Source organism: Trichocoleus sp. AS-A1 (assembly GCF_039962015.1).
GTDB lineage: Bacteria > Cyanobacteriota > Cyanobacteriia > Cyanobacteriales > FACHB-T130 > FACHB-T130.
This window is the reverse complement of sequence record NZ_JAMPKG010000005.1, coordinates 58,048-80,182: the sequence shown is the minus strand read 5'-3', so window position 1 is coordinate 80,182 and position 22,135 is coordinate 58,048. Positions and strand designations below refer to the sequence as shown.

22 protein-coding genes are annotated in these 22,135 nt (G+C 46.4%); 4 read left to right on the top strand and 18 right to left on the bottom strand.

The annotated features are described in order from the left end of the window. Positions 1-28: 28 nt before the first annotated feature. The 9 genes from NC994_RS05655 to NC994_RS05615 form a co-directional block, all read right to left on the bottom strand. A complete protein-coding gene (locus tag NC994_RS05655; protein WP_190438559.1) occupies positions 29-370 on the bottom strand; it encodes a hypothetical protein in 342 nt (113 codons plus the stop codon). Positions 371-855: 485 nt separating this feature from the next. Beyond that, a complete protein-coding gene (locus tag NC994_RS05650) occupies positions 856-2,412 on the bottom strand; it encodes an iron uptake porin (RefSeq protein ID WP_347276952.1) in 1,557 nt (518 codons plus the stop codon). A gap of 364 nt (positions 2,413-2,776) precedes the next feature. Beyond that, on the bottom strand, positions 2,777-3,922 hold the full coding sequence (locus tag NC994_RS05645) for an ABC transporter permease (RefSeq protein ID WP_190429182.1): 1,146 nt from the start codon (positions 3,920-3,922) through the stop codon (positions 2,777-2,779). A gap of 115 nt (positions 3,923-4,037) precedes the next feature. After that, positions 4,038-4,919, bottom strand: coding sequence for an Npun_R2479 family HD domain-containing metalloprotein (locus tag NC994_RS05640; protein WP_190413028.1), 882 nt, complete (start codon positions 4,917-4,919; stop codon positions 4,038-4,040). A 571-nt stretch (positions 4,920-5,490) separates the two neighbouring features. Continuing rightward, positions 5,491-6,396: an alpha/beta hydrolase gene (locus NC994_RS05635; protein ID WP_206753538.1), complete on the bottom strand. Its 906-nt coding sequence runs from the start codon at positions 6,394-6,396 to the stop codon at positions 5,491-5,493. A 121-nt stretch (positions 6,397-6,517) separates the two neighbouring features. Then, the gene (locus NC994_RS05630) at positions 6,518-6,862 is read right to left on the bottom strand and encodes a DUF1815 family protein (RefSeq protein WP_190413027.1); all 345 of its coding nucleotides are present in this window, start codon (positions 6,860-6,862) and stop codon (positions 6,518-6,520) included. A gap of 457 nt (positions 6,863-7,319) precedes the next feature. Continuing rightward, positions 7,320-7,535 (bottom strand): DUF2839 domain-containing protein, encoded by a 216-nt coding sequence (locus NC994_RS05625; protein ID WP_190413707.1) that lies wholly within the window; start codon positions 7,533-7,535, stop codon positions 7,320-7,322. 122 nt (positions 7,536-7,657) lie between these two features. Continuing rightward, positions 7,658-9,286, bottom strand: coding sequence for an ATP-dependent DNA helicase (locus NC994_RS05620; protein WP_190438553.1), 1,629 nt, complete (start codon positions 9,284-9,286; stop codon positions 7,658-7,660). A 98-nt stretch (positions 9,287-9,384) separates the two neighbouring features. Then, positions 9,385-10,965 (bottom strand): pentapeptide repeat-containing protein, encoded by a 1,581-nt coding sequence (locus NC994_RS05615; protein ID WP_190413705.1) that lies wholly within the window; start codon positions 10,963-10,965, stop codon positions 9,385-9,387. Positions 10,966-11,631: 666 nt separating this feature from the next. Between NC994_RS05615 and NC994_RS05610 the strand changes: the two genes are divergently transcribed. Further along, a complete protein-coding gene (locus tag NC994_RS05610; RefSeq protein ID WP_190438550.1) occupies positions 11,632-12,477 on the top strand; it encodes a prephenate/arogenate dehydrogenase in 846 nt (281 codons plus the stop codon). Between the two features lie 94 nt (positions 12,478-12,571). Here NC994_RS05610 and NC994_RS05605 read toward each other — a convergent pair whose 3' ends face one another. After that, positions 12,572-13,354: an ion transporter gene (locus NC994_RS05605; RefSeq protein WP_190438547.1), complete on the bottom strand. Its 783-nt coding sequence runs from the start codon at positions 13,352-13,354 to the stop codon at positions 12,572-12,574. Positions 13,355-13,539: 185 nt separating this feature from the next. Continuing rightward, positions 13,540-14,565: a sodium:calcium antiporter gene (locus NC994_RS05600; protein WP_190438545.1), complete on the bottom strand. Its 1,026-nt coding sequence runs from the start codon at positions 14,563-14,565 to the stop codon at positions 13,540-13,542. Between the two features lie 498 nt (positions 14,566-15,063). On the opposite strand from NC994_RS05600, the gene NC994_RS05595 reads away from it, so the two are divergent. Beyond that, positions 15,064-15,558 carry a DUF427 domain-containing protein gene (locus NC994_RS05595; protein WP_190438541.1) on the top strand — a complete coding sequence of 165 codons (495 nt, stop codon included), beginning with the start codon at positions 15,064-15,066 and terminating at the stop codon, positions 15,556-15,558. 62 nt (positions 15,559-15,620) lie between these two features. On the opposite strand, the gene NC994_RS05590 is transcribed toward NC994_RS05595, so the two are convergent. Continuing rightward, positions 15,621-15,917, bottom strand: coding sequence for a hypothetical protein (locus tag NC994_RS05590; RefSeq protein ID WP_190438537.1), 297 nt, complete (start codon positions 15,915-15,917; stop codon positions 15,621-15,623). A gap of 274 nt (positions 15,918-16,191) precedes the next feature. On the opposite strand from NC994_RS05590, the gene dapB reads away from it, so the two are divergent. Beyond that, positions 16,192-17,022 (top strand): 4-hydroxy-tetrahydrodipicolinate reductase, encoded by an 831-nt coding sequence (dapB, locus tag NC994_RS05585; protein ID WP_190413020.1) that lies wholly within the window; start codon positions 16,192-16,194, stop codon positions 17,020-17,022. A gap of 83 nt (positions 17,023-17,105) precedes the next feature. Then, on the top strand, positions 17,106-17,810 hold the full coding sequence (locus tag NC994_RS05580; RefSeq protein WP_190413019.1) for a phosphate ABC transporter permease: 705 nt from the start codon (positions 17,106-17,108) through the stop codon (positions 17,808-17,810). Positions 17,811-17,850: 40 nt separating this feature from the next. Here NC994_RS05580 and NC994_RS05575 read toward each other — a convergent pair whose 3' ends face one another. The 6 genes from NC994_RS05575 to NC994_RS05550 form a co-directional block, all read right to left on the bottom strand. After that, complete coding sequence (locus tag NC994_RS05575; protein ID WP_190413018.1) at positions 17,851-18,480, bottom strand: precorrin-8X methylmutase; 630 nt, start codon at positions 18,478-18,480, stop codon at positions 17,851-17,853. A gap of 302 nt (positions 18,481-18,782) precedes the next feature. Further along, the gene (locus tag NC994_RS05570; protein WP_190413017.1) at positions 18,783-19,586 is read right to left on the bottom strand and encodes a TPM domain-containing protein; all 804 of its coding nucleotides are present in this window, start codon (positions 19,584-19,586) and stop codon (positions 18,783-18,785) included. Between the two features lie 271 nt (positions 19,587-19,857). After that, complete coding sequence (locus tag NC994_RS05565; RefSeq protein ID WP_190438535.1) at positions 19,858-20,505, bottom strand: rhomboid family intramembrane serine protease; 648 nt, start codon at positions 20,503-20,505, stop codon at positions 19,858-19,860. Positions 20,506-20,531: 26 nt separating this feature from the next. Further along, positions 20,532-21,050, bottom strand: coding sequence for a DUF948 domain-containing protein (locus NC994_RS05560; RefSeq protein ID WP_190438533.1), 519 nt, complete (start codon positions 21,048-21,050; stop codon positions 20,532-20,534). Further along, positions 21,047-21,415, bottom strand: a complete 369-nt coding sequence (locus NC994_RS05555) for a YtxH domain-containing protein (protein WP_190438532.1) — start codon at positions 21,413-21,415, stop codon at positions 21,047-21,049. Before NC994_RS05555 ends, NC994_RS05560 begins: the two co-directional genes overlap by 4 nt. Positions 21,416-21,545: 130 nt before the next feature. After that, entirely contained in the window at positions 21,546-21,881 is a 336-nt protein-coding gene (locus tag NC994_RS05550; protein ID WP_190438529.1) for a hypothetical protein, read from the bottom strand. Positions 21,882-22,135 lie beyond the last annotated feature (254 nt).

Sequence of the window (22,135 nt, the reverse complement as noted above, 5' to 3'; positions counted from 1 at the left end):
AAAAATTGAGATGTATCACCCCTTGGCGCTACTGTCGCATAGAAGATACATCAAAAATTCTGCTTGACATGGGAATCCGTTGATTAGTGGCTTTACTGTCCGCTTCAGGGGAGCTAGAATCAGTAGCTTTATTTCCAGCTTCAGAAACAACAACTTGCTCAGCATTGGTAGAATTGACGACAGTATTACCAACGTCAGATTTAACACTTGTATTCCACTCTGCGGTCTGTTCAGAGGAGCTTGAGTCGATAGTATCAACAATAATGTTAGTTTCTAAAGGAATAACCGTTTGGGCTTGAGAATTAGCCGCAATTAAAATAGAGCTTTGAGTTAAAATAAAAACTAGCAAAGAAAAAATATATTTAGCCACTTTGACTCAGCCTCCTTCAAATAAATAATTAACTTTTGCAAAAGCAAAAATAATCTGTATCTATCTGCAATTACAGATAAAAATTTTGAAATCAACCCATAAGTTTTTCTGCCGTAAATGTTTTCAACAGTAGACAAATACAGCAAGATTTACGATTTCTATTGAGGTTGATTAAAAAGCGAGAAATAACAATTAGAGATTCTTGTAGTTGCCAATATAATTGCTTAACCGAACCTTATGTCAATTTATAGCTTCTACTCTTCTATCTACAAGCGAGATAACACTGAAAATAAAAAAATATTAAATTAAAAAAAAGTAGACTTAGTAAAATTACGGTAAATTTGGATAAAGTTTTTGTAGCTAAATAAAGGTTTGATGAGGTGTAAACTGGCATTTTGCATCAGAATATCATCCTGAGCGACATCCAAGAACTCCTGCGATGTTGCACTTTGCTGAATGTGACAAGTGTAGATAGGGAAATTTTCCTAGAAGGAGAAGCTAGTCCGTAATATACCTACAGCGATTGGGTCGCTAGCGGGTGTATGTCCCGGTTCAAAAATAAAGACTACCCCTGGCGTGATGCTAATGTTGTCCGTTGCCTGCCAACGATAGAACGCTTCTACATGAGTGGTCGTTCCAGGTTGTCCTCCTTCTCTGCCCAAACCCGTATTGAAAAAGTCAGGGATATTATTTCCTACGGGCAAATCGCTGCTAACAATTTTTGGTGGTTGTCCAATATAAATTCCTCCCAAATTTCCTTGTCCAAATAAATCGGGAAAATTGAGATACACCATATAGTTAGTTGTTTCTACATTTCCCGATCTTCCGGGAATGTGGGAATTGGTATAACCAGCCCATCCACCTAACGAAATGCGCGGCGTAATTCGCCAGTTAATCGTGGCACCAACGGCATTAGTTTGCAGGGATGCTGAATTACCAGTCAGTGGATTAATAGCACTCAACTGGTCGTCTCCAATCCCAGTCAGCAAAGAACCATTGGGAGAGTAGTCATTAACATAATACAAAGTGATATCAAGCGGATCGGTTGGGGTAAGCGCTAGTTGGACACCTGCGGTATTGTGCCCGTCAGGTTGTCCATCGCTATGAAAAAATCCTGGAATAGTAGTTGAGTAAACCGCCTGCAAACTGGCACGTTTAGCAAATTGCCAATCAAAACCGATACCGCCACGACCAAAGCCAATATTCAGAATTGGGTTTCTTTGGGCAAAAGCAGAAATTGGACCTGTAGCAGCGCTTTCCACACGATTTGGGCCTCGGAAAGCGTAAGCCATATTTACTCCTTCTGTCCCCACGAGAACAGCAAATTTGTCGGTGAGGAGGAAACGGTAGTTTAGATCGCTCAAAATCGCATCGTTATCATTAAACAATTCATAGCTCAGTAGGACATCGTTAGTTAGTCGAGGTGCAGTGGTTCCTTGACTCGCTTGGAGACCTGCTAACAGGTAACTACGTTCGTCAAATTGGGTAGTTAGATACAGCTGATTAAAATTAATTACGTTAATATTTGTACCCCGATCATCAGTCTCTTTTTTCCCATCTCTAGGAAATAAATCGGCGCGATTGTTGCTACGCCCTTGAACGCCAACAATTGTCAGTCCGCTCAATTTAGTGGTTGTAGAAAATTGGGTTGCTTCTATTTCCGCAGTGCGAGCTTCCAAGCTACCCACGGAACCCCCAAGACTGGCCAATTCGATTGCAAATTCTGATTGCAATCGCTGTAAGGTAGCCAATTCCTCTTGTCTGATTCCATCAGCAGTTGCTATCGGAACCAGGTTAGTAATTTGCTCCAAACAAGCATTTAACCCGGCAGCAAATTCATACCGCGTTAGGGCACGATTACCACGATAAGTACTGTCCGGATAGCCCGCGATACAGCCATAGCGTTCGATAAGCGATCGCAGTGCTTCATATGCCCAATCTGTGGGTTCCACGTCTGTCATCTGAGAAACATTGGTCACTTGCTCCATCGAAGCTTCAGCAGCGTCTGACTCTTCTGCATTTTCCTCCTCTAGTTCCTCCACCTGTTGCAAAGTCGTGTTGTTATCAGGCTGATTATCCAAATTTGGTAAATCTGAATCTGTCTTTAGAAACGTACTAATTTCTTTGCTACCTTGAGGAGTTTTATCTACATCCGCAGAATAAGCAGTTTGAGAGACAAAGCCACTGACTAAAATCCACCTAAATAACCCGTATTTCAAACTTGAACAAATAATTTTTTTGAATATAATTTTCAATATCATTTGCTTCCAACTCCTATCAGATCACACGTTTCCGAGCTATATGAATAGCTCGGAAACAAACTCAACAAAAAATTTAGCAGAGTCGTTCACAAATATGACCGACTCTGCTAAATATGTCACACAAATTCGCAAAAAACTTTTAAAATTACCGCCGCAAACTCCGGGGATCGAGGGCATCCCGCAGCCCATCTCCTAGCAAGTTAAATGCTAATACGGTGAGGATAATCAATAGCGCTGGAGGCCAGATCAACCAAGGTTGTAACACCAAAATTGATGCATTTGTAGCTAGCGATAGCATATTCCCCCAAGATGGATCTGGCTGCTGAATTCCTAGCCCAATCAAACTCAGCACTGATTCCGCGACGATAAAACCAGGGATTGCCAAAGTTGCCGAGATAATCACGTAGGTAGCAGTTTGCGGCAACACATGACGAATGATAATGTACAGCGGTTTTGCACCCATTGCGCGTGCTGCTTGCACAAATTCCCGCTCTTTAATGGACAGCACCTGTCCCCGAATCACCCGTGCTAACCCAGCCCAGCCGACGAATGAGGTAATCAGGACAATTAATAAGAATCGCTGGGCACTCGTTAGTCCTGACGGTAGCACTGCGGCAAGGGCAACCAACAGATAAAGGCTGGGAATTGTCATCAGCACTTCCACAAAGCGCATTAAGATGCTGTCAGTTGTGCCTCCGAAAAAGCCAGAAATCCCTCCAACCAACAAACCTAGGGGGAAAGATATGGCAATTCCCACTAGACCAATGCTGAGGCTGATTCTGCCCCCGTGCAGTAGACGGCTGAACTGGTCGCGCCCCTGTTCATCGGTGCCTAACAAATTCAGTTTGCCTTCCCCAAGGGTGCCGAAGAGATGCCAATTAAAGGGAATACCGCTAAGAATTTCCACCTCATCAAATTTGGGTGGCAGCGGTAGGCGAAGCTGAAATAGTTGGTATTTCGGTCCCCGGACAAACAGGCGAACAGGTGAAGGTTTTTGGAAGTCTACAATCACTTTGCGATCGCCCGTCTCTAAATCTGTCGGCCCCTGAGTCGTCGGATAAACGTGCGGTCCAATAAATTGTCCCTCACGGTTGCGCCAGTAAATCTGAGTTGGTGGCAAAAGTGACGTATTTGGCTGTACATCACACAGTCCTTGAGACAGGTCATAAGAGTCACATGGACGATAAGGGGCAACAAAATCAGCTGCAATAACGCTAAGGTAAAAAATTAACAGGATTAAAGCGCCAAAACGAGCTAAGGGATTGTTTTTAAGCTTTTGCCACCAGTTCATAAAGTTAGTGCTTAGGAGTTATGAGTTAGGAGTTTTAAATTAAATCATAAGCTAGAATTTAGTATTTCCAAGCTTATTTGGATTGTTCGCTCCTAACTCCCCACTGGTTCCCTTTCTAAGCTCCAACTACTAACTGTTCTTCCAGTTGCCGTCGCTCATCTTCGGCACTTTCGTGCTCAACAACAAACACATTCGAGTAGAGGTTTGCAATGATTTGCTTACCCTGCTGAGTTAGCGACAGGTAGCGAAGCGCATCTTGAATATACGGAAATACCCCATGCCAGTAAAATTTGGGATAGTTCCGCCGCAAGTCTCCAGGATGCCGATAACCTAAGGCTTGATTGACGCCAGTTTCTTCAAACTCATAGTACAAGGCACCAATTTTCTTCAGGTAGCGGGGATCGCTCAGCTGACCAATCAAGTCAGATGCCCGAACCAAGCCTGGATAATTAACCGTATCTTGATGATCCTCTGCTTTTGGGACTGGAAAACGAGTGAGTTCAATATTGCGCTTGATCAATTCCGCATCAATCAGCTTATGACCGCCAAAGCGCTCTTCAATAAAGAGTTTGGCTCGATCGACGTGATACGGTGTCAAGCTGGCATCTGAAGATCCACGAGGCACGGAAACCATTTCTGCATCCTGCCCCGTCGCATACAGTCTTTCGTAGTCTCTATCTAGGCGACACACGCCCTTCACGTAGCCAATGTCATGGCAAACCAAGGAGAGAATGAAGTGCAACCAGTCTTCACAGGACACCCCGCCCTCGCGGATATGTCTACCGCGCAAGATTTCTTGCCCGACCAGAGCGACTAAAATCGAGTGTTCAACATTGTGATAAAGGGCGTCGCTGTTGGCAATGTTTTCCAGAGCCATACCCCCCGCCCAGGCAATAATATCTTCGTAGTCGGGCTTGTAGCCGCCGTAAGTGCGTCGGTAGCCTTCACGAATTCTTTGAACAAAAGAGTCAATTAGAATTTCTGTAGCGTTAAACATCCTTAGTTCTCGCTGATACTGAGTGCAGTGAGGGGGCGTTGCTGATTTGGGAAATAATTGAGCATGAGGCGATCGCTCTCACGGTACCCAATCATTTTGCTGGTGGCGCTACGCCATAAATCGAGTTAATCCGAGGATATAACCTTGTCCTCTGTCGAACGAAATAGATACAACCCCTACCCTTCCAGGATGCAACAAAATTCGGCGACTGGGGTTGTTAATTGTCATGGTTGCTCTGTGTTTCGCATCACAATTCGTTCTTTGACCGCCAGGTGGGGGTTTGATACTGCCTTGTGACCTGAGTTTGTTGAAAAATTGGAAAATGAGTCTCAACGCGATCGCCTAAAATTCTGTAGTCGAAGAAACTGGGACTATAGGGCTTTTGGGCTATCCCGGTCAATCAGCTTAGTTTCTTCTAACTTTTGCTAAATTAACATTTCCAAAACCAATAGCGCCAATTAATTTGGCGCTATCAAGCGTGTTGTTAAAGATTGTTGACATGAGCGAAGTCGCCAGTTTTAAATCTCACCACACTGGCAGCAGTTTCTTCGATAGATTTTTACCAATAGATTTAGAAGTTTTTTTTGCCACCAGTTAATATTGGGGAGCGGAAAAAGTTTAAGAGTTCTCGATTGACGGTTTGGGGAACTTCTTGCTGCATCCAGTGACCGCAGTGACTAATAAATTTTAGGTTGAAAGGAGCAGCGATTAAGCGTTCCATGCCTTCGGTGAGTTTTCGAGTCAAAAAGGCGTCTTCTTCGCTCCACAAAATCAAGGTAGGCACAGTGACGGGATCGGGCGATCGTCCCCAGTGATGCAGCCAATTTTGAGGCGACAAAGACGATCGATAGTAGTTAATTGCCGCCGCCAAAACCCCAGGCTTTGCCAGTGCTGCCTGATACACTTGGGCATCCTCGGCAGAAAACGCGCCTTTGCGAACCGCCTGTCCCCGAAACACGTTATTTACAAAATCTTTTAAATTTTGCTGAATCAGCCACTCTGGCAAACCAGGAATCTGAAACGCCAGAACGTACCAGCTGCGGCGCAGGTGATCCAAGTTTCCCGTCAATTCCTGCCAAAACCTGTACGGATGCGGTGCATTCAAAATAGCCAGACGATTCAGAACGTCTGGAAATTTCTGCGCTAGATGCCATGCGATCAATCCGCCCCAATCGTGACCAACAATATGTGCCCGGACATACCCTAAATTCTCAATCAGACCCCGAATATCGGCGCTAAGAGTATCCAGGTCATAACCACTGAGAGGCTTATCCGAATCGTTGTAGCCCCGCAAATCGGGAACCACCACCTTAAAATGGCGAGCCAGTGCTGGGATTTGATGCCGCCAGGAATACCAAAACTCTGGAAACCCGTGCAACAGGATAACTAGCTCTCCTTCTCCTTGGGTGACACAATGTAAGCGAATGTTGTTGGTCTCAATAAAATGGTGTTGCCATGCACAATCAAGGGCGGTCATAGACATCTCTTCCGGCATCCATCGCCAGGGGTTAGCACGTAGGTTTCTCACTTTTCAGATTAGCAGTCCTAGGAGCTAATCTGTCTAAAGAGAGTGGCGAAACCTTGCTACGCTAACTCCTTTAGCCTCGCTGGGGCACGGCAGGACGATACTCAGAAGGTTTGATTTGGTATTTAACTAGATTGGCTAGGTCTTGTAGCTGACAAATCGCTTCAGCGCCCTCTAGCTTCATTAATTCACGGTCATCCCGCATTTCTGTCCAGGTAATCCCATAATCCGATACTAAAAAGCGAATTAGATGGTTGTCACCAAGACTAACCATAAATGATGCGCTATTCATTTGGCCTCCGCAGGTATAGCAAGAAGCCAGATAGCCCCGCTGCTCTAGCACAATCGCCAGAGCTTGGAGGTTCATCACTAGATCCTGTACAAATTGACGGTGTTGCTCTGCAAGTCGTAGAAACACGGTTGTCCTCCAACCACCACACCTTAGTTTAAACCTTTTATACTTTCTTAAGATTTTGCTCCCCAGGCATGACGGTAAATTAATTGAGGAGCATAGGAAAATTTAGAACTTGACGGCTCCCTGATTTGCACCAGGTTAACTTGACTATTCAGAAAAGCCAAGTATCAACAATAACAGTTTGAATGATACTCCTGCATCCTAAACAGCAGTGCTAAAGGTTACTTCTAACTAAAGACGGACTTAGCGGTAAAGTGTTGCCAGGGGCAGAATCATCGCTGCATTTAAGGGGATCGCTCGCTAAGGATAAGAATAATCAATTAAACCTAGTCCTATAGGCGAAGCTTACTTATAAAGTTAGAGACAAAGAATCTGATAGCTTTGGTTTACCTGTCGGCAAGACAAATCTATCAAATACTTTGTCTCTAAGCACTTCACCCAACCAGATTTTTAGGAAGGTCTAGTTGACAACCTGCCACCAACCAAAGGAAGGTCCGATGAAGCGGATAGTTATCCAAAAAAGGATCAGGAAACCGATACCGTACCAAGCCCCCTGACCGGAGATTTTCACAAACTGTTGTGCCTGAGTTTTGGTAATCGGCACCCAAGGAAGGATGTAGGTATCTTGACCATACTTCTCTTTGAGTGCTTCTTTCCGACGCTTGGATTCACCCATGATTTTTGGTGATGCCTTTAGACATTTGCTTATCATAACGCTGGCGTGGAAGTTGCCGCTGAATTATTCATTAAATTACAAGATTGAGGCAAAGCGACGATCGCTGAGGGGTGTGGGAGAAGCTAGCGATCGCTAGTAAACCAGTTGCTATCCAAATAGTTGATCCGAGCCAAAGGACTCAGTGCTTCCAGCACTTGAGAGCCGTAGCTGCGGTTATTTACGCGACCATCGAGGAGAGCAACGACGCCCCGACATTCTCGCACGGGGGCGATCGCTCGCTGCAATTCACTCAAAGCCACCGGCAACAGATACAAGCGAAACCAATCTTTCCGCTGTTCCTTGTAATGAGCAACCCGGCCTGCTACCAGGGGATTTTCTAAAGAAGGGATCGGCAATGTCGCCATCACTAGCAACTGGGGCGCAGGCAACGCCTCCTGATAATGCCGCCAAAATTCCCATCCCGTAACCAGAATGCCATTGTTTGACAAACTGGTTTTTTCTACTTGCACGCGGGAGCCAAACTCAGCCGCCATCACAGACGCCACCTGGGCTTTTAAAGGCGTGTCCTCGACCAAGATCACCGCTAGTCTTTGAATGTCGGGATTTTCTCCCAGCGACCGATCCATTGTCTCAACTAGCATCTGGACTTCTTGAATCAGAACTCCCTGAAATTGAGGCGTATTTGGCATGGGCAGCCGATCGGGGAGATATAGCTGAATCAGTTCGTTCTGCCTATCTGGAGAAAACTTCAGACACGTTAGGTTGCCCAATCCTACCCGCTGACGATAGGCGATCGCTTCTGTCTCTAAATCCAGTGCCGCACCAATCAATACCACCGGCTCGTGGTGCCAAATTTTTTCTAAAGCAGTTGCCACCTCAACGGGACCGCAATACAAAGAAAATTGACCCTGACTCCGAGCAATTTCTGCCCACATGAGTTGGTCTTCTGCTTGCAACCGATGCCAAAAATTTCTCCAAGCCGGGGGTAAATTTGGCGAGGCGGGAAATTCTCCCCCTCTCCCACTCCCCTGCTCTCCAGACGGGATCGTTCTTGTTTCGACAAGATTCTGTCTGCCTTCAACTCCTATCGCATTCTCTAAGACCGCATAGAGACGCCTCAAGATGTCTTGCTCAGCAGGTGAAATCAGATAGCACTCGTAAGGATTGGCTGGATGCTGGAAGACAGCTTTTGTTAGCTGTACCCGCGCATCCCGGATTGCCTTTACCTTACGGGGAAAGGCCAGCATCAACTCTTCCCAATCGCTGGGTCGCAAGCTAGCAGTCAGTTGGTCGCGTGCCCACTCTTCCAAGTCATCGGCACCATCAAAAATAGTCGGAATGCCAAAGGGTATCCGATTTAGCCCTTTGAGGCGGTCAGCTAACCAAACCTCTGGAGAGATTAACAGCAGTCCCTGAAAGTCAGCGTCAGGCCATGCATCGCCTGTTAGGATGGCTTTTTCCCTCCCCATCCACTGTCGCATCTGAGGAATTTCCACCTCTAGCAAGCGTTGCTGAACTGATTCTGGAGCCACCAGGATGACAGATTTCGTCCATAGCAGTGCCGGTGCTAGGTAACTCAGGCGATACTTCCCCGTACCGTGCGAAGAAACTCCAGTCTGAATCAGGGCAGAACGCCCTAATCTTAAAGCCCGTGCCACTAGCCTCGCCATTGTCAGATGATGAGGCCAAGAACGATTCTCCTGCTCGCGAAGGAATGCACGTAGTGAGGAATGAACTTCTACCTCTATCACTTTAGATTTGAGACTTTAGAGTTAGGAAAGCAAAAAGTAAAAAAGATCGCTTTACATATTTTCTCTTTTTTTTCGCCTTTTGCCTGCTGACCCTTTGTTCAACTTTGCTGTAATTTTTCTAAATAATCAAATTCCTTGACAAATTCAACCAACGTACCCACAGGAGGGAGAATTGAGCCTTGCGCTTCAACTAAGTTGTTTTTTGGCAAAGCCCTGGAATTAGATTGACTTTGATTCATAAACCGTTTCCCAAACACTGGGTGATGATAAACATTCAAGGTTTGATCCGTAGAATTATTTAGCACCGTCTGGGTTGGAGCCTGGAAGAAGTTTAATTTTCTTTTCAGTTCGGGCACCATTTTGCAAATATCGAGACTACCGACTTGATCGATTGTTTTATTAAGGGAGGCAGTTAATTGCTTGACCCGCTGAGCATCTTTATGCCCTAGTGATGATTGATTTTGAGATTGAAGTAGGTTCACTAGAGCGCTGATATTTTTCTGAGTTGCTACTGCATCGTTGAAGGGAAAAATAGCCACGTAAGCCAAGGGAAATAATTGATCGTTGCTATCAATTCTGAAAGTGAGAATTGTTTTTCGAGCGCTGACTTCCAAACTGGGAGGATGAGCGATCCCCGGATAATGCTTAGAGAGGTGATGATAAGTAGTGGCTAGTGCTAAATTTGCTTCTAAATCTAACGGTGCATCTACGATAATTCGGACGGTTGGCAGCGTTTCATTGAAGAACTTTTTTGATTCTTCAGTGGTAAGACGAAAAATTTCCGTGCGATCGCCATCCGGACTCAAGTCAACCCACTCGCAGGTCACTCCTTCGGTTTTCAGGCCGAAACGGGAGACTGCATACAGTTTTGCCCCGGTTAAAATCGCCCCGGTCAAGTCAGCTCCAATCCAATCGGCTTTAATCAATCGAGCTTGGGTAAGATCGGCGTGAACTAAGCTGGCATTGAGTAAATTAGCATTGCTAAGGTCTGCGCCGATTAAGTTAGCTCCGCTTAATTTTGCGCCGCTTAAGTCTGCCCAACGCAGATTTGCACCGCTTAAGTCTGCCCAACGCAGATTTGCGCCGCTTAAGTCCGCTCCGCTGAGATTTGCGCGACTGAGATTGGCTTGTCTTAGTTCTGTCTCTCGGAAATTGGCACCGCTCAAGTCGGTGCGGCTCAAGTCGGTGCCATTTAAGTTTGCCTGCTCCAAGTTGGCTCCCGTCAAAAAGGCACCCCGGAGGTTGGCTTCATTCAAACTGGCGCGACTGAGATTGGCTTCTCTAAGAGTGGCTTCACGCAAATCAGCACCGCTGAGGTTCGCTGATTTGAGATTGCATCCACTCAGATCGGCGCGAATTAGCTCGGCTCGAATCAAGACGGCTTGGATGAGCTGCGCCCCCCCCATATCCGCTCGAATCAGGTTAGCAACGTTGAAGTTTGCTTGGTTTAAGATGGCATTGCTAAGATTGGCTCCACTGAGCCTCGCGACATTAAGTTTGGCTTGAGTCAAGTTAGCGGCTTCGAGATTGGCACCGCTGAGATTCGCCACGCTTAAATTAGCGCCTGTCAAATTAGCGCCGCTGAGGTTGATGCCACTCAAGTTTGCCTCACTCAGGTCAATTGCCGCGAAGTTTCGCGCACCGGCTGCGTATCTTACTATCAGTTCATCGACATTCATTTCGAGCCACCTTGCCAGCATTCTCATTTTATGGTTAGGAGGAGGGCGCTACCAGCAAGCCTTGAGGTTCATTTGTCGTTTTGAGTGGCTGGGTGAGTTTGCAGCAGATGAACCCTGGCTTTGCTTGCGTTGAGTCGGGATTTTTCCCCGGCATCTATCTAAAGTTGTACAAAGTTGTACAAGCACTAATCTAGCGTGCCCCTCTGTAAATCTTAGAAGTAAGTTCAGTGAGGGCATCCTCAGAGTGATGAAGGATGAATGAAGAAATCTATTATGCTCCCTACCTCATCTGTTTGGAAGGGCTTTACTTTAAGAAAATAGTCGTCCAGCCATTTTGACAGAAGCCTAACAAGCGGCTGATTGGATCGTGGGGTAAGTTGGCACTGTATGCTAGAACATCATGCTAGAACATCGGTACAGTAGTCCCAGAGAGAACCCCTCTCCAGCCCTCCTTGTTTCGGGGAGACAGCTAAATTGCTCTTGTTTTCCTCATTTTGAGGAAATTTAGGAGCTTATACCATTTTAGATTTTGGATTTGAGATTTTGAACTGTAGAAGACTTGCGGTGATAGCGAAGCGCTGACTTGTCTGTTCGCGTCTGAGCCAGTAGCCATTTCCAGCAAGTTATTTGTGCCGATTTTACGGTGAAATAGTATTAGACAGAACCATGAATATTGGGATTGTAGGGTTGGGGCTAATTGGCGGCTCGCTGGGTTTGGACTTACGAGCGGCTGGCTATCAGGTTTTGGGGATCGCGCGTCGAGAGCAAACCTGTGTTGATGCGATCGCGCGTGGAGTTGTGGATGATGCGAGTGTGGATCTGGCACTCTTGGCAGCTGCCGATGTAGTTTTTGTGTGTACGCCCATTAGCGCGATCGCCCCAACCGTACAGCAGCTGATTCCTCATTTGTCTGCCAACGCCATCATCACAGACGTGGGTTCGGTCAAAAAGCCGGTAGTAGAAGCGCTAGAACCGATTTGGACGAACTTCGTGGGGGGGCACCCAATGGCTGGGACGGCAGAAAGTGGTCTGGAAGCCGCTCAGACTCAGCTATTTGCTGGGAAAGCTTATGTGCTAACGCCGGTGAAGACAACGCCCCCAGCAGCCGTGAATATTGTCGAGGAAATCGCGCGATCACTCAAAGCTAAAATCTATCAGTGCCGTCCAGAAGATCACGATCGCGCGGTGGCTTGGATTTCTCACTTGCCAGTGATGGTGAGTGCTAGTTTAATTCATGCCTGCATCAACGAAACCGATCCAACGGTTCTAGAATTAGCGCAACAATTGGCGAGTTCTGGCTTCCGGGATACCAGCCGCGTCGGCGGAGGCAATCCAGAGTTAGGCGTGATGATGGCGCGGTACAATCGCGGGGAATTACTGCGAAGCCTTCAACAATATCGAACCGGACTCGATCAAATTATTTCTCAAATTGAACAAGAAGACTGGAACGCCTTGCAGGGGAAACTTTCTATCAACCAGCAGACACGACCGAAATTTTTAAACCTCGAATAAGGTTCTTGCAAAAAGCGCGATCGCTCTACCGGACTATCGCCCATTAGGCAACGACAGCACAATCTGCCGCAAATGCGATCGCTTTCCTTCGCTACTAGCTACCTGTTAGTTTTTCCAACTTTGCTCCGCAAATTTTGCAAAACCGAGCATCTGTATCATGGGATGATAAACCGCAAGTAGGACAAAGGGTTTCTACCTGATTAGCTGTTTTAACCAATCGCTTGATCAAGTCGCCCAATTGCCAAGGAATCAGAGCAATTCCGGTCAAAATCATTAAGACTGTCATCAAGCGACCTCCTTGTGAAATTGGTGTTACATCGCCAAATCCAACTGTTGTCATTGTGACAATAGAGAAATATACAGCATCCAAAAAAGTAGCGAATACTTGAGGATTTACTGGATGCTCAACTTGATAAATCAAGCCGGAATAAACAAATATGATTGCTAATAAAGTAAATAATATTCGAGCTGAAATCTCTCCATCTTCATTGATGGTGCGACCAAATAATCTTTTACCTTCTATAAATCGAAGAAATCGCAAAATCCTAAACCATCGAAATATCCGGATAAAGCTGATATCTACCACTCCTAATAAAAATGGCAATATTGCTACTAAATCTATAATTGAATAAACACTTAATATATGTTGAACTTTATTGTCTGCACACCATAAACGAAGCAAATATTCCCATGCAAAAAGTAGGAAAATTGCATAGTCTATAGTATTAAGATTAATTCGGACGTAATTTGGGAGTGGATAGGTTTCGATAACAAAAATTGCTGAAGACAGCAAAATCATTCCTGTAATTAGGAAGTTGAACGCTTTTCCTGTTGGTGTTTCAATGTCTTCTAAATAAAAAGCAATTTTTTGCCGCATCTAGATAAAATCACAAAACGAAAATTGGCAGCTTGATATCAAACAGGAGAAAGTCGGGTAATCGATAATCGGTAAAAATCTTTAAAGATAGAGCGATAAATCACGTTTGAATTTTGAATTAATTATTTTGAATAACTCAAAGTTTTTGTTTCTTTTTTAACAAAGCAAACCTCAGTGATAGTTGCTCAATTCCCAAAAAACAGCAGCGAAAACCCACTTAAGTATAGGAGCAGAATTAAAAAACTCTCGAAGCTAATATTTCCAATTCCATGTGTTTCCCGCCGTAACAAGCCCAAAACTAGAATGACGGTCATCAGGATCGTCAACGCGATCGCAAAAATCTGAGGCTGTGCCAAAGCATGATAAATCGAACCCTGCTGATAAGCAAAGTCAGAGAACGCCACCAGCATCACATCGAAGCTATTTCCCCCGATAACGCCACTCACCGCAAGCGTCAGCGCCCCTCGTTGCACCGCCGCGATGGTTGTTACCAGTTCCGGTAGGGCAGTTGACAAAGCGGTAAAAAGCCCTCCTACCATCGTTTCGGAAAGACCGCTGTGCATAGAGATCGAGATTCCAGCTTCCGCCACAAAATAACCGGCACCGGCAAGCAGCCCCGCCAGCAAAGCGAACCTTAACCACAACACAGTCAATTTAGTACCCTCGGAATTATCTGCCTCCGGTTCGTCAACTTGCGTTTCCGCAGTCCGCCGAGGCCACCACATGGGCGTAGTTTGAGCCTCTGCCGCCAAACGCAAGCCAAAGATATAAGCGGCTGGGATAAGGAACGAGGCGGGATGAATTCCAAAAAAACTGACATCTGGCCCAGACATTGCCATCAGAGGAATTGCTAATAAAGCAACCAGAAGTGTTGCCTGCATCAGATTTGGCACGGAGGCAGCTGCGTGTGTCAGGTTGGCTTTCCCATAGGCAAGATCGGCAATGCTAAGAAATGCTGTTTGGGCAGCAATCCCTCCTAAAGCACTACTGATGGCAAGTTCGGCGTGACCTCCGGCAGCGGCGGTGACAGAGGTAACAATGCCTGCTAATGAGGTGCTACCGCCGAGGAACAAGGCACCCATCAGTGCTTCTCCAAGACCCGTTTCATCGGCTAGACGATCCGCTGTGCTTGCCATCATCGTTCCTACAACGGCAATCACCGCAGCAGCGATAAAAAAAACACTAATACTCAGGGTTAAGGAATCAAACACATCCACCTACTATGGTTCGGTTAATTTTTTCAATGCAAAATATTTGATTGCCCCAAGCAGAGTTTCTAAGGGGAAAATTTCTCCACCCTTTTGCAAAGGAGGGAAATTGGCTCATAGCAATGTTTTCCAGAGGGTTGCAGGATCTCCCAATCCGGAAAAGCAGACCGTATTGTGTTTAGGGATATCTCCTCTAGAGTTTTGGGTTTTTGGGTATCTAACCCAAACTGTATTGGTATATCCACCGCTTTTGTCTGCTATTTGTTGTCAAAGTAAGCACCCTGAGAATGGCTACCTAAGCTTCATTATTCCTTGCACAGCTTGTCAGGTGCCTGTACTAGAAGTCAGATTCAGCAAAAATTTCTCTTGGAGCGATCGCTCTTTTTGTATGCTCCTATACACGGCTTCGCGCGTTTCTTAGCGCTAGCTACAACAATCAGCAAAGCGACAGCGCGGCACATCTAAAATAGCGAGTGTGATTTTACAACAGAAGAAGCCAGCATGAAACGCGATCGCATTGCACCCGGACCCGGTCAAGAGTCAGTCTGGGATTACCCTCGTCCCCCGCGTCTTGAGGAATCATCCAAGCACATCCAGATCGTCTTCAACGGCGTCACAATTGTTGATACTCAGCGGGCAAAGCGCGTACTAGAAACCAGTCACCCGCCTGTCTACTACATTCCTCCCCTAGATATCAAAATGGAATATCTAGTGCGAACTCTTCAGGAATCGTTTTGTGAATGGAAGGGAGGCGCTTTCTACTACACAGTCGTTGTCAGTGACAAACAGGCACCGAATGCCGCTTGGGGTTATCCCAATCCCGCACCAAACTTCGCCAGCATCAAGAACTATCTCGCTTTCTATCCCCAGATGATGGATGTTTGTTCGGTCGATGGAGAACAAGTGCAGCCGCAACCTGGAGGTTTCTACGGCGGCTGGATCACCAGCGATATTGTTGGCCCGTTCAAGGGTGAGCCAGGAACCTGGGGCTGGTAATATTTGCCAGGGGTGTACAGCAGATGTACAAGATGTACACCCCTACTCTGCCTAGAACTCATTTAAGAAAATCCGGTCAATCCTTGGCATTGCCGTCTCTTCCACCATCGTTCTGGCGTGCGTTCCGGGTCTTCATCCTCAAAATAGGTCGGGACGCTACTCTCCGTAAGCGGGAGGTTTTGATTATTAAGAGTGGAATCCTCTGCTGACCCGTTTTTGTCGAGGTTACAGAAGAGTGGCGAATCGACAGAGGCGGCGTCAGTCTCATCCGATCGGTTCTCTATTTTTGCAGAGGTGGCATCAGGTTTATTGCCAAAACTTCTCAGATCGTAAGTAGCCGAATTGTTAGGGAATGGCATTGTTTTATAACCGCTGAATAAACTAAATTTGAAACTTTTAAACAGAAAGATGTTCTACTTTGGAGTATAGCTTATTGAAAATAAGTTTCAATAAGTTTTGTGACTTAAAGCTAGAGAAAGCCACTGGTATATCCTCAGCCGTTCTAGCGAGCAGTGTTTGCGACAGAAAGAGAAATTACAAAGAATATCTTCTGTGAGCGATCGCGCAATTCAGTTATCGTGGGAAGCCCTTCTTGGTCTAGAATGCGCTTGTCGAGAAGGGTATTCTTAAATCATGGCAAATCAACAGTATCCGATTCCCGTTGTCGTCAACGGTGCGGCTGGAAAAATGGGTCGCGAAGTCGTCAAAGCCGTTGCTCAAGCAGACGATATGACTTTGCTGGGAGCAATCGATCGCTCTTTGGAATACCAGGGTCAAGACGTTGGAGAAGTGGCGGGTTGCGAACCCTTGGAAGTTCCCATTGTCAGTGACTTACAAGGGATGCTGGTGCTAGCGACCCAGGAAAAACAACAGGGCGTTATGGTTGATTTTACTCATCCTGACTCAGTTTATGAAAATGTGCGGACTGCGATCGCTTACGGCATCCGACCTGTCGTTGGCACAACTGGACTTAGCCCGCAGCAAATCCAAGAGCTTGCTGAATTTGCCGACAAAGCCAGCACGGGTGCCCTGATTATCCCCAACTTTTCCATTGGCATGGTGTTACTACAGCAGGCAGCTGTCCAGGCGTCCCAATACTTTGACCACGTTGAAATTATCGAGTTACACCACAACCAAAAAGCCGACGCTCCTAGCGGTACCGCCCTTCAAACTGCCCAGATGTTAGGCGAACTGGGTAAAACCTACAATCCACCGACGGTAAAAGAAACTGAAAAACTACCCGGTGCTAGAGGTAGCCAAGCCGATGAGGGGATTCGCATCCACAGCGTTCGCTTACCCGGTCTCATCGCTCACCAAGAAGTGATGTTTGGGGCACCGGGTCAAATTTATACCCTACGCCACGATACTTCAGATAGGTCTTGCTATATGCCTGGTGTTCTTCTCGCCATCCGCAAAGTTATCCAGCTCAAATCCCTAGTCTATGGGTTAGAAAAGATACTATAAGTGGCTAATCCCTAATCGAAGGAGCGAAGGATTGCTCTTAAACAATTAGCCATCCTTCAATTAGCAATTCGCTTTTGAACAATATGTTAGTCCCATTAACGCGCAAGAAATTTGAAGACTTGATTCCCCAGATTGCCACTGGCCCGCAGTATGCGTACTGCTGGGGCAAGTTCCCAGACTTTTTAAAGCGATTGCTAATTTCTGTAGTAGCTGTGGTGGTGGTTTTACTCGTCGGCAAGTTTTTGCTGGGCGAGGATCTGAGCGCGATCACCTTTTTTCTGGGAATCATTGCGGGTCTTTACTGGTTGTGGGCACCCGTCTATTGGGCGAGTCTCCGGAATGCTTCTTATCGCCGCTACGCCTACAGTGGATTCTGGCGGGGTGAAGTCGTGGATATCTTTGTTTCTGAAGAGTTGATTGGCGAAGAGCAAACCGTCAACAATCGCGGGCAACTGGTGATTGTTGAAAACCGAGAGCGTCGGTTGAACATCGAAGTTGGGGATGAAACCGGATTTACGACCCAGATGCAAGTACCGCTTCGCCGCATCCATAAAGCAGTTAAACCCGGTCAAGTTGCTGAGATGGTCGTGCTGTCCAATCAAAAAGACTTGGGTCGGATTGCCAAGGTGACAGACATTTATATTCCCAGTCAGAATCTCTGGGTGAGTGACTATCCTTATCTGCGGCGAGACTTTTTTGAGGATGTCAGCCGTCAGTTAGGAGACAATGACGATGTTTCCTATCCTGAAGACCGTACTCCTAAGCGTAGGCGATCGCGTCGCCCTTGAATCGAGAACCGGCTAATGGCTAATGCCCGCCTCCCTGCCCTTAGCCGACACCATTCGTATCCTGCCCATAAGCTTGCCATGCTAAGTCCACTAAACCATTGACAATCGCCGCTGCTACCACCGCACTACCTTTACGTCCATCAATTCGGATGTGAGAAACTAGCGAATCATTCAGCCGTTCCTTGGCAACATCCACATCCACAAATCCCGAAGGCGTGCCAATCACCAATGCTGGTCGAATTTCTTCTGCCTCAATTAGCTCGACCAGGGAAATGAGAGCCGTCTGAGCCTGACCTACCACAAAAATTCCTTCTGGATAGCGTCTAGCGAGGGTTTCGATTCCCCAGGCAGCGCGGCTTTTGTCTTTTTGGGGCCGCGTTAGGGCTTCCATACTGCAATACACCGGATTAGCAAAAGTACTTTGGATCGTGGGGCTAATGCCGACTTGCACCATTGGCACATCTACCACGATGGTACTACGGGCTGCCAAAGCAGCTGCGCCAGCTTGGAGTGCCCGCTCAGAAAAGCGAATTAAAGACCGATATTCAAAGTCAGCGGTTGCGTAAATGACTCGACGCACAATCTCAAATTCCGCTGGTGAGAAGATGTGGTCGCCAATTTCTCGGTCAATGATTGCCAAACTTTGGGCATCCGTTACGTGCCATTCCATAGCGATTCGCTTTCAGCTTTTAGCTATCAGCTTACCAGCTAGCAGTCCGAAATGATTTTTGAAAACCAAAAGAGTGTTATTAAACGACAAAGAAATAAAGGAAGAGAAAGAAGATAGAAAGATGTTATGAAATCTTCTTGCTGTATGCAGGTATGTTTAGCAATTCGTTAAAAAAATCTGACAAATCAAATAGGATTGCGATATCAGCTTTTTCCGGGCAAGAGGTGTGAGGGGATGCCTCTTGCCTCTTGCCCTCATTCTCTGGCAAAGCCTGGAAATATTCTAGCCACTGACGGATTTTTTCAAGTTTCCGGAGCCGAAGACTGAACGATCATTGGTGATAGGTAAGCGACTAAAGCACCGATGAAAAAACCGGCGAAGTTGCGAAACAGGGGCAACCACTCCGAGGTCCGAGTGACAACGGGGCCGAGACCAAAAGCAATGAATAGAATTCCCCACAAGGGAGAGAATATTAAAGCCCACTGCCATGCAAAAATTTGTCCCTCTTTGCGGGGTACAGCGGCAAAGCCGCAGATAATTCCGCCCACAATGGAGGTAATTAGAGTGAGAATCCACTGTTCTCTGGGCAGTCCGGGTACAACCCGGCAACCTCCCTGACGCAGACAGGTTTGAATGGTTTCTAATGATTGAATGATGGCTTGGTCTTCGCCATTTTCGCGCACGAAGTAGAGATTGCCGAAGCGCGTTTGCAACTCAATCCAGAAGGTTCGGGGCATGAGTTTATAAGCGTCATCGCCTACATTAAAGTTGAGAATATTACCGCCGCGTTGGTCGGCAACCAGCAACACGCTTTTATTATCCAAGCTCCAATAATCTTTTAAGGCAAGACCAGGGGTGCGGTCGTATTGAGTTAATACCCGCAGCTTCCAACCTGTTTCTGCTTCAAAACTCTCTATGTTTTTGACCAATCCCTCTTCCTGAATATTTGTCAAGGCTTTGGCTAAGTCAATGATCGGGGTAGGAGTCTCCGGCAGTAAGTCGGGATTGTTATAGGCGTGAGCAACGGGAGCGATCGCCCAAATGGACAAAGCCAGGAAAAATGCGACTAAAGATGCCACAATTCGTTGTTTAGGAAGAGGCTTCATTGGCAGTTCGGTTTCTTTAAAAGCGAATGGGTTAGGTAAACTAATATTTCTTTACACTTGTTTACCATATTTTAATACAAGGAGTCTCTAGGGGTATCTATTCAGGAGGGGAGAGGGAAAAGGACTAAGGATAAGGACTGAGGGCTGAGGGAAAAGGGGAGAGGGAAGAGAAAAAAGGGGTGATTCCATGCCAGCTTTGATGTTGCATGGAATCACCCCTGACTCTTGTGCTGCTCTGGTGCGATGTCTACTGCGATGTCTACTGCACTAACTAAGTTTTCCCAAACCGGGTGGGGTCAAGCCGCATCAAACCCATAATCAGCGCTACTCCTACAACAGCGCCTCCTAAGTGAGCAAAATGGTCTACCCCGTCTTGAATCCCAGTTTGTTGAAATTCAAAGAACACTCGCTCAATCACAAACTGACCCAGAATCAGAACTTCCAAGACTTTGCGCCAATTCCAGCTCAACTTAATCAACACGCTGACCGCGAATAAGCCAAAGACGGCTCCCGAAGCCCCTAAAGAATAGATTGGCCCATGCTGGAAAAGCCAACTCATCAGACTAGCGCCCAGTCCGCAGATGATGTAGGAAGCGACCACCCCGAAGATCCCTTCCTCTTCCTCAACTAGGCGACCAAAGATATAAAGAAAAAATAGATTTCCCGACAAGTGCGCCCAGCTGGCATGACAAAACATCGCCGTGAAGAACTGATAAAAGGCTGGGCGGGCATGATTGAGATATAAACCTTGAAGATTGAGGCTGAGAATATGGTCAGCAATAAAGATAACTAGGTTGATCAAAATCAGGGCAAAAACACCGTTGTATTGGGTGTTTCGTCTGCGGTTTGATGAACGATCCTCTAGTAGCAAGTCAGTGGCAGAATCGGTCGGTTCTGAGTTTCCCTGATTCTTTCTCATAGCTGGTATTCTCAACGGCATCTGTATTAATAATCTTCTGAGTCTGACGACTCCCACTCCTGATAATTTTTATGAGAAGTGGAGGCATTTTCAGTGTCTTGATAAGAATCACCGTATCCACGAGGCTCAAAACCATTTCTTTGCCCTGGTGCCAAACGATCGATTGACCTACGCCCTCCCGTAGGACGCTTGAAAGTTTTCCAAGCAGCTTTGACACCGGCAAAGACGCTGCGGGTGCCAACTTGCACGTTTTGAGCCTGCTTCTTAGCACCGCTAATGCTTTGATCGACTTGTTTAACAACTTGACTGGCGCTCTTGACGCCTTCATTGACATCATCTGTCAAGTCACTAATTTCCAAACCCGTCAGGCGAATTGATTCTAGTGTGGGGGGCATTTCTCGGTTTAGCGTATCTGCTAACTTTTCTACGCTGCGAGCTGCCCGCGCTAATTCTTGTACCGCTGGCAGCAGCGATACTAAGACGGCAGCTAAGCTAACCGCCACCAGTAAAACCGACAATCCTAACCAAAATAAGGGTTCAGTCACTCTTGCAATCGCCTATCGTCTGTGGTTACAAGGGGGCGTGCATCAGCCTGGACTTCTTCATCCGTGATTTGTTTGAGTGCTTCTTGTTCGCGTGCAGATGCTTCAATTCCAGCAGCGATCGCCTGTTTTAATCTCAAAAGCGTTTCATCCCAGTTTCGCAGTGCTGATTCTGAGAGGCGGTCAGCTTGCAGTTGCACGCTGGTCGATAGGTCTTCGGCTAATTCTGGTAGGGCATCGGCAGATTTTTTTAACAGCCGCCGCGTGTCTCGACCTGTACGAGGGGCAACCAATAATCCGGTAATGGTTCCAAGAGCGCTGCCTAGCAGCAGACCACCAATAAATGATCCAGCACGGTTGTTTGACATTTTCTAGTCTCTATGTCTTAATTCCAATTTTAGGCAGTTTTCCTTAATCCGTCGTTGGTACAGACAACAATACGAGTACCTTCGGAAAAAGAAAATCGCCCTTATCTTAACAGCAGTGGTTTGGGTAGTTTCAACTTCTGCGCCAGAAGCGCTGCGTTATTCCTATGGACTTTGGCTTATTCCGCAGCCAGAGTTTTTGTCCCAAACCGAACAATGCCAAAATTTTTTGCACCCGTTGTAGTTGAGGATCGAGTTGCTGATATCGCTCTGTGAGCCGATTAACCCCAAGCTGACCTTTAGAAAGAGTTTTGGGGGCACCCCGTAACACTTTATAAGTATTCCGTTCGGCTGCGAGTACAATCTTTGTAATTTTTGCCAGACGCGATCGCAGTTTTCGGATTTTCCAGGCAACATACAACAGCATCAGCGAGAGCAGCACATTGAAACCCACAACAATTGTCACCATCTCTCATCCTGAAAGCACCTAGCCTCTTTAGTTTGACTCATCTACCGCTTTTTGAGCGTTCATTTCCTGCTTCATCAACCCCTCAGCTACCTTGCTAGTAGGTAGTGCTTAGGGTTGGATAATTTTCTGAGTTGAGGAGACTTGAAAGATCGTGAATTTATTAACCTCCCATTCCCGATCTAGGGGCGTATTTGCGCCATGCCCTTATGGAATCTGATAATACATACAAAAAGGATGGGCAAAATACCCATCCT

Coding starts and splice junctions, on each gene's coding strand:
- NC994_RS05580 (WP_190413019.1), top strand. CDS start 17,106: ATGTTAGTCCCATTAACGCGCAAGAAATTTGAAGACTTGATTCCCCAG.
- NC994_RS05575 (WP_190413018.1), bottom strand. CDS start 18,480: ATGGAATGGCACGTAACGGATGCCCAAAGTTTGGCAATCATTGACCGA.
- dapB (WP_190413020.1), top strand. CDS start 16,192: ATGGCAAATCAACAGTATCCGATTCCCGTTGTCGTCAACGGTGCGGCT.
- NC994_RS05555 (WP_190438532.1), bottom strand. CDS start 21,415: ATGTCAAACAACCGTGCTGGATCATTTATTGGTGGTCTGCTGCTAGGC.
- NC994_RS05610 (WP_190438550.1), top strand. CDS start 11,632: ATGAATATTGGGATTGTAGGGTTGGGGCTAATTGGCGGCTCGCTGGGT.
- NC994_RS05635 (WP_206753538.1), bottom strand. CDS start 6,396: ATGACCGCCCTTGATTGTGCATGGCAACACCATTTTATTGAGACCAAC.
- NC994_RS05590 (WP_190438537.1), bottom strand. CDS start 15,917: ATGCCATTCCCTAACAATTCGGCTACTTACGATCTGAGAAGTTTTGGC.
- NC994_RS05570 (WP_190413017.1), bottom strand. CDS start 19,586: ATGAAGCCTCTTCCTAAACAACGAATTGTGGCATCTTTAGTCGCATTT.
- NC994_RS05565 (WP_190438535.1), bottom strand. CDS start 20,505: ATGAGAAAGAATCAGGGAAACTCAGAACCGACCGATTCTGCCACTGAC.
- NC994_RS05595 (WP_190438541.1), top strand. CDS start 15,064: ATGAAACGCGATCGCATTGCACCCGGACCCGGTCAAGAGTCAGTCTGG.
- NC994_RS05615 (WP_190413705.1), bottom strand. CDS start 10,965: ATGAATGTCGATGAACTGATAGTAAGATACGCAGCCGGTGCGCGAAAC.
- NC994_RS05550 (WP_190438529.1), bottom strand. CDS start 21,881: ATGGTGACAATTGTTGTGGGTTTCAATGTGCTGCTCTCGCTGATGCTG.
- NC994_RS05640 (WP_190413028.1), bottom strand. CDS start 4,919: ATGTTTAACGCTACAGAAATTCTAATTGACTCTTTTGTTCAAAGAATT.
- NC994_RS05605 (WP_190438547.1), bottom strand. CDS start 13,354: ATGCGGCAAAAAATTGCTTTTTATTTAGAAGACATTGAAACACCAACA.
- NC994_RS05625 (WP_190413707.1), bottom strand. CDS start 7,535: ATGGGTGAATCCAAGCGTCGGAAAGAAGCACTCAAAGAGAAGTATGGT.
- NC994_RS05645 (WP_190429182.1), bottom strand. CDS start 3,922: ATGAACTGGTGGCAAAAGCTTAAAAACAATCCCTTAGCTCGTTTTGGC.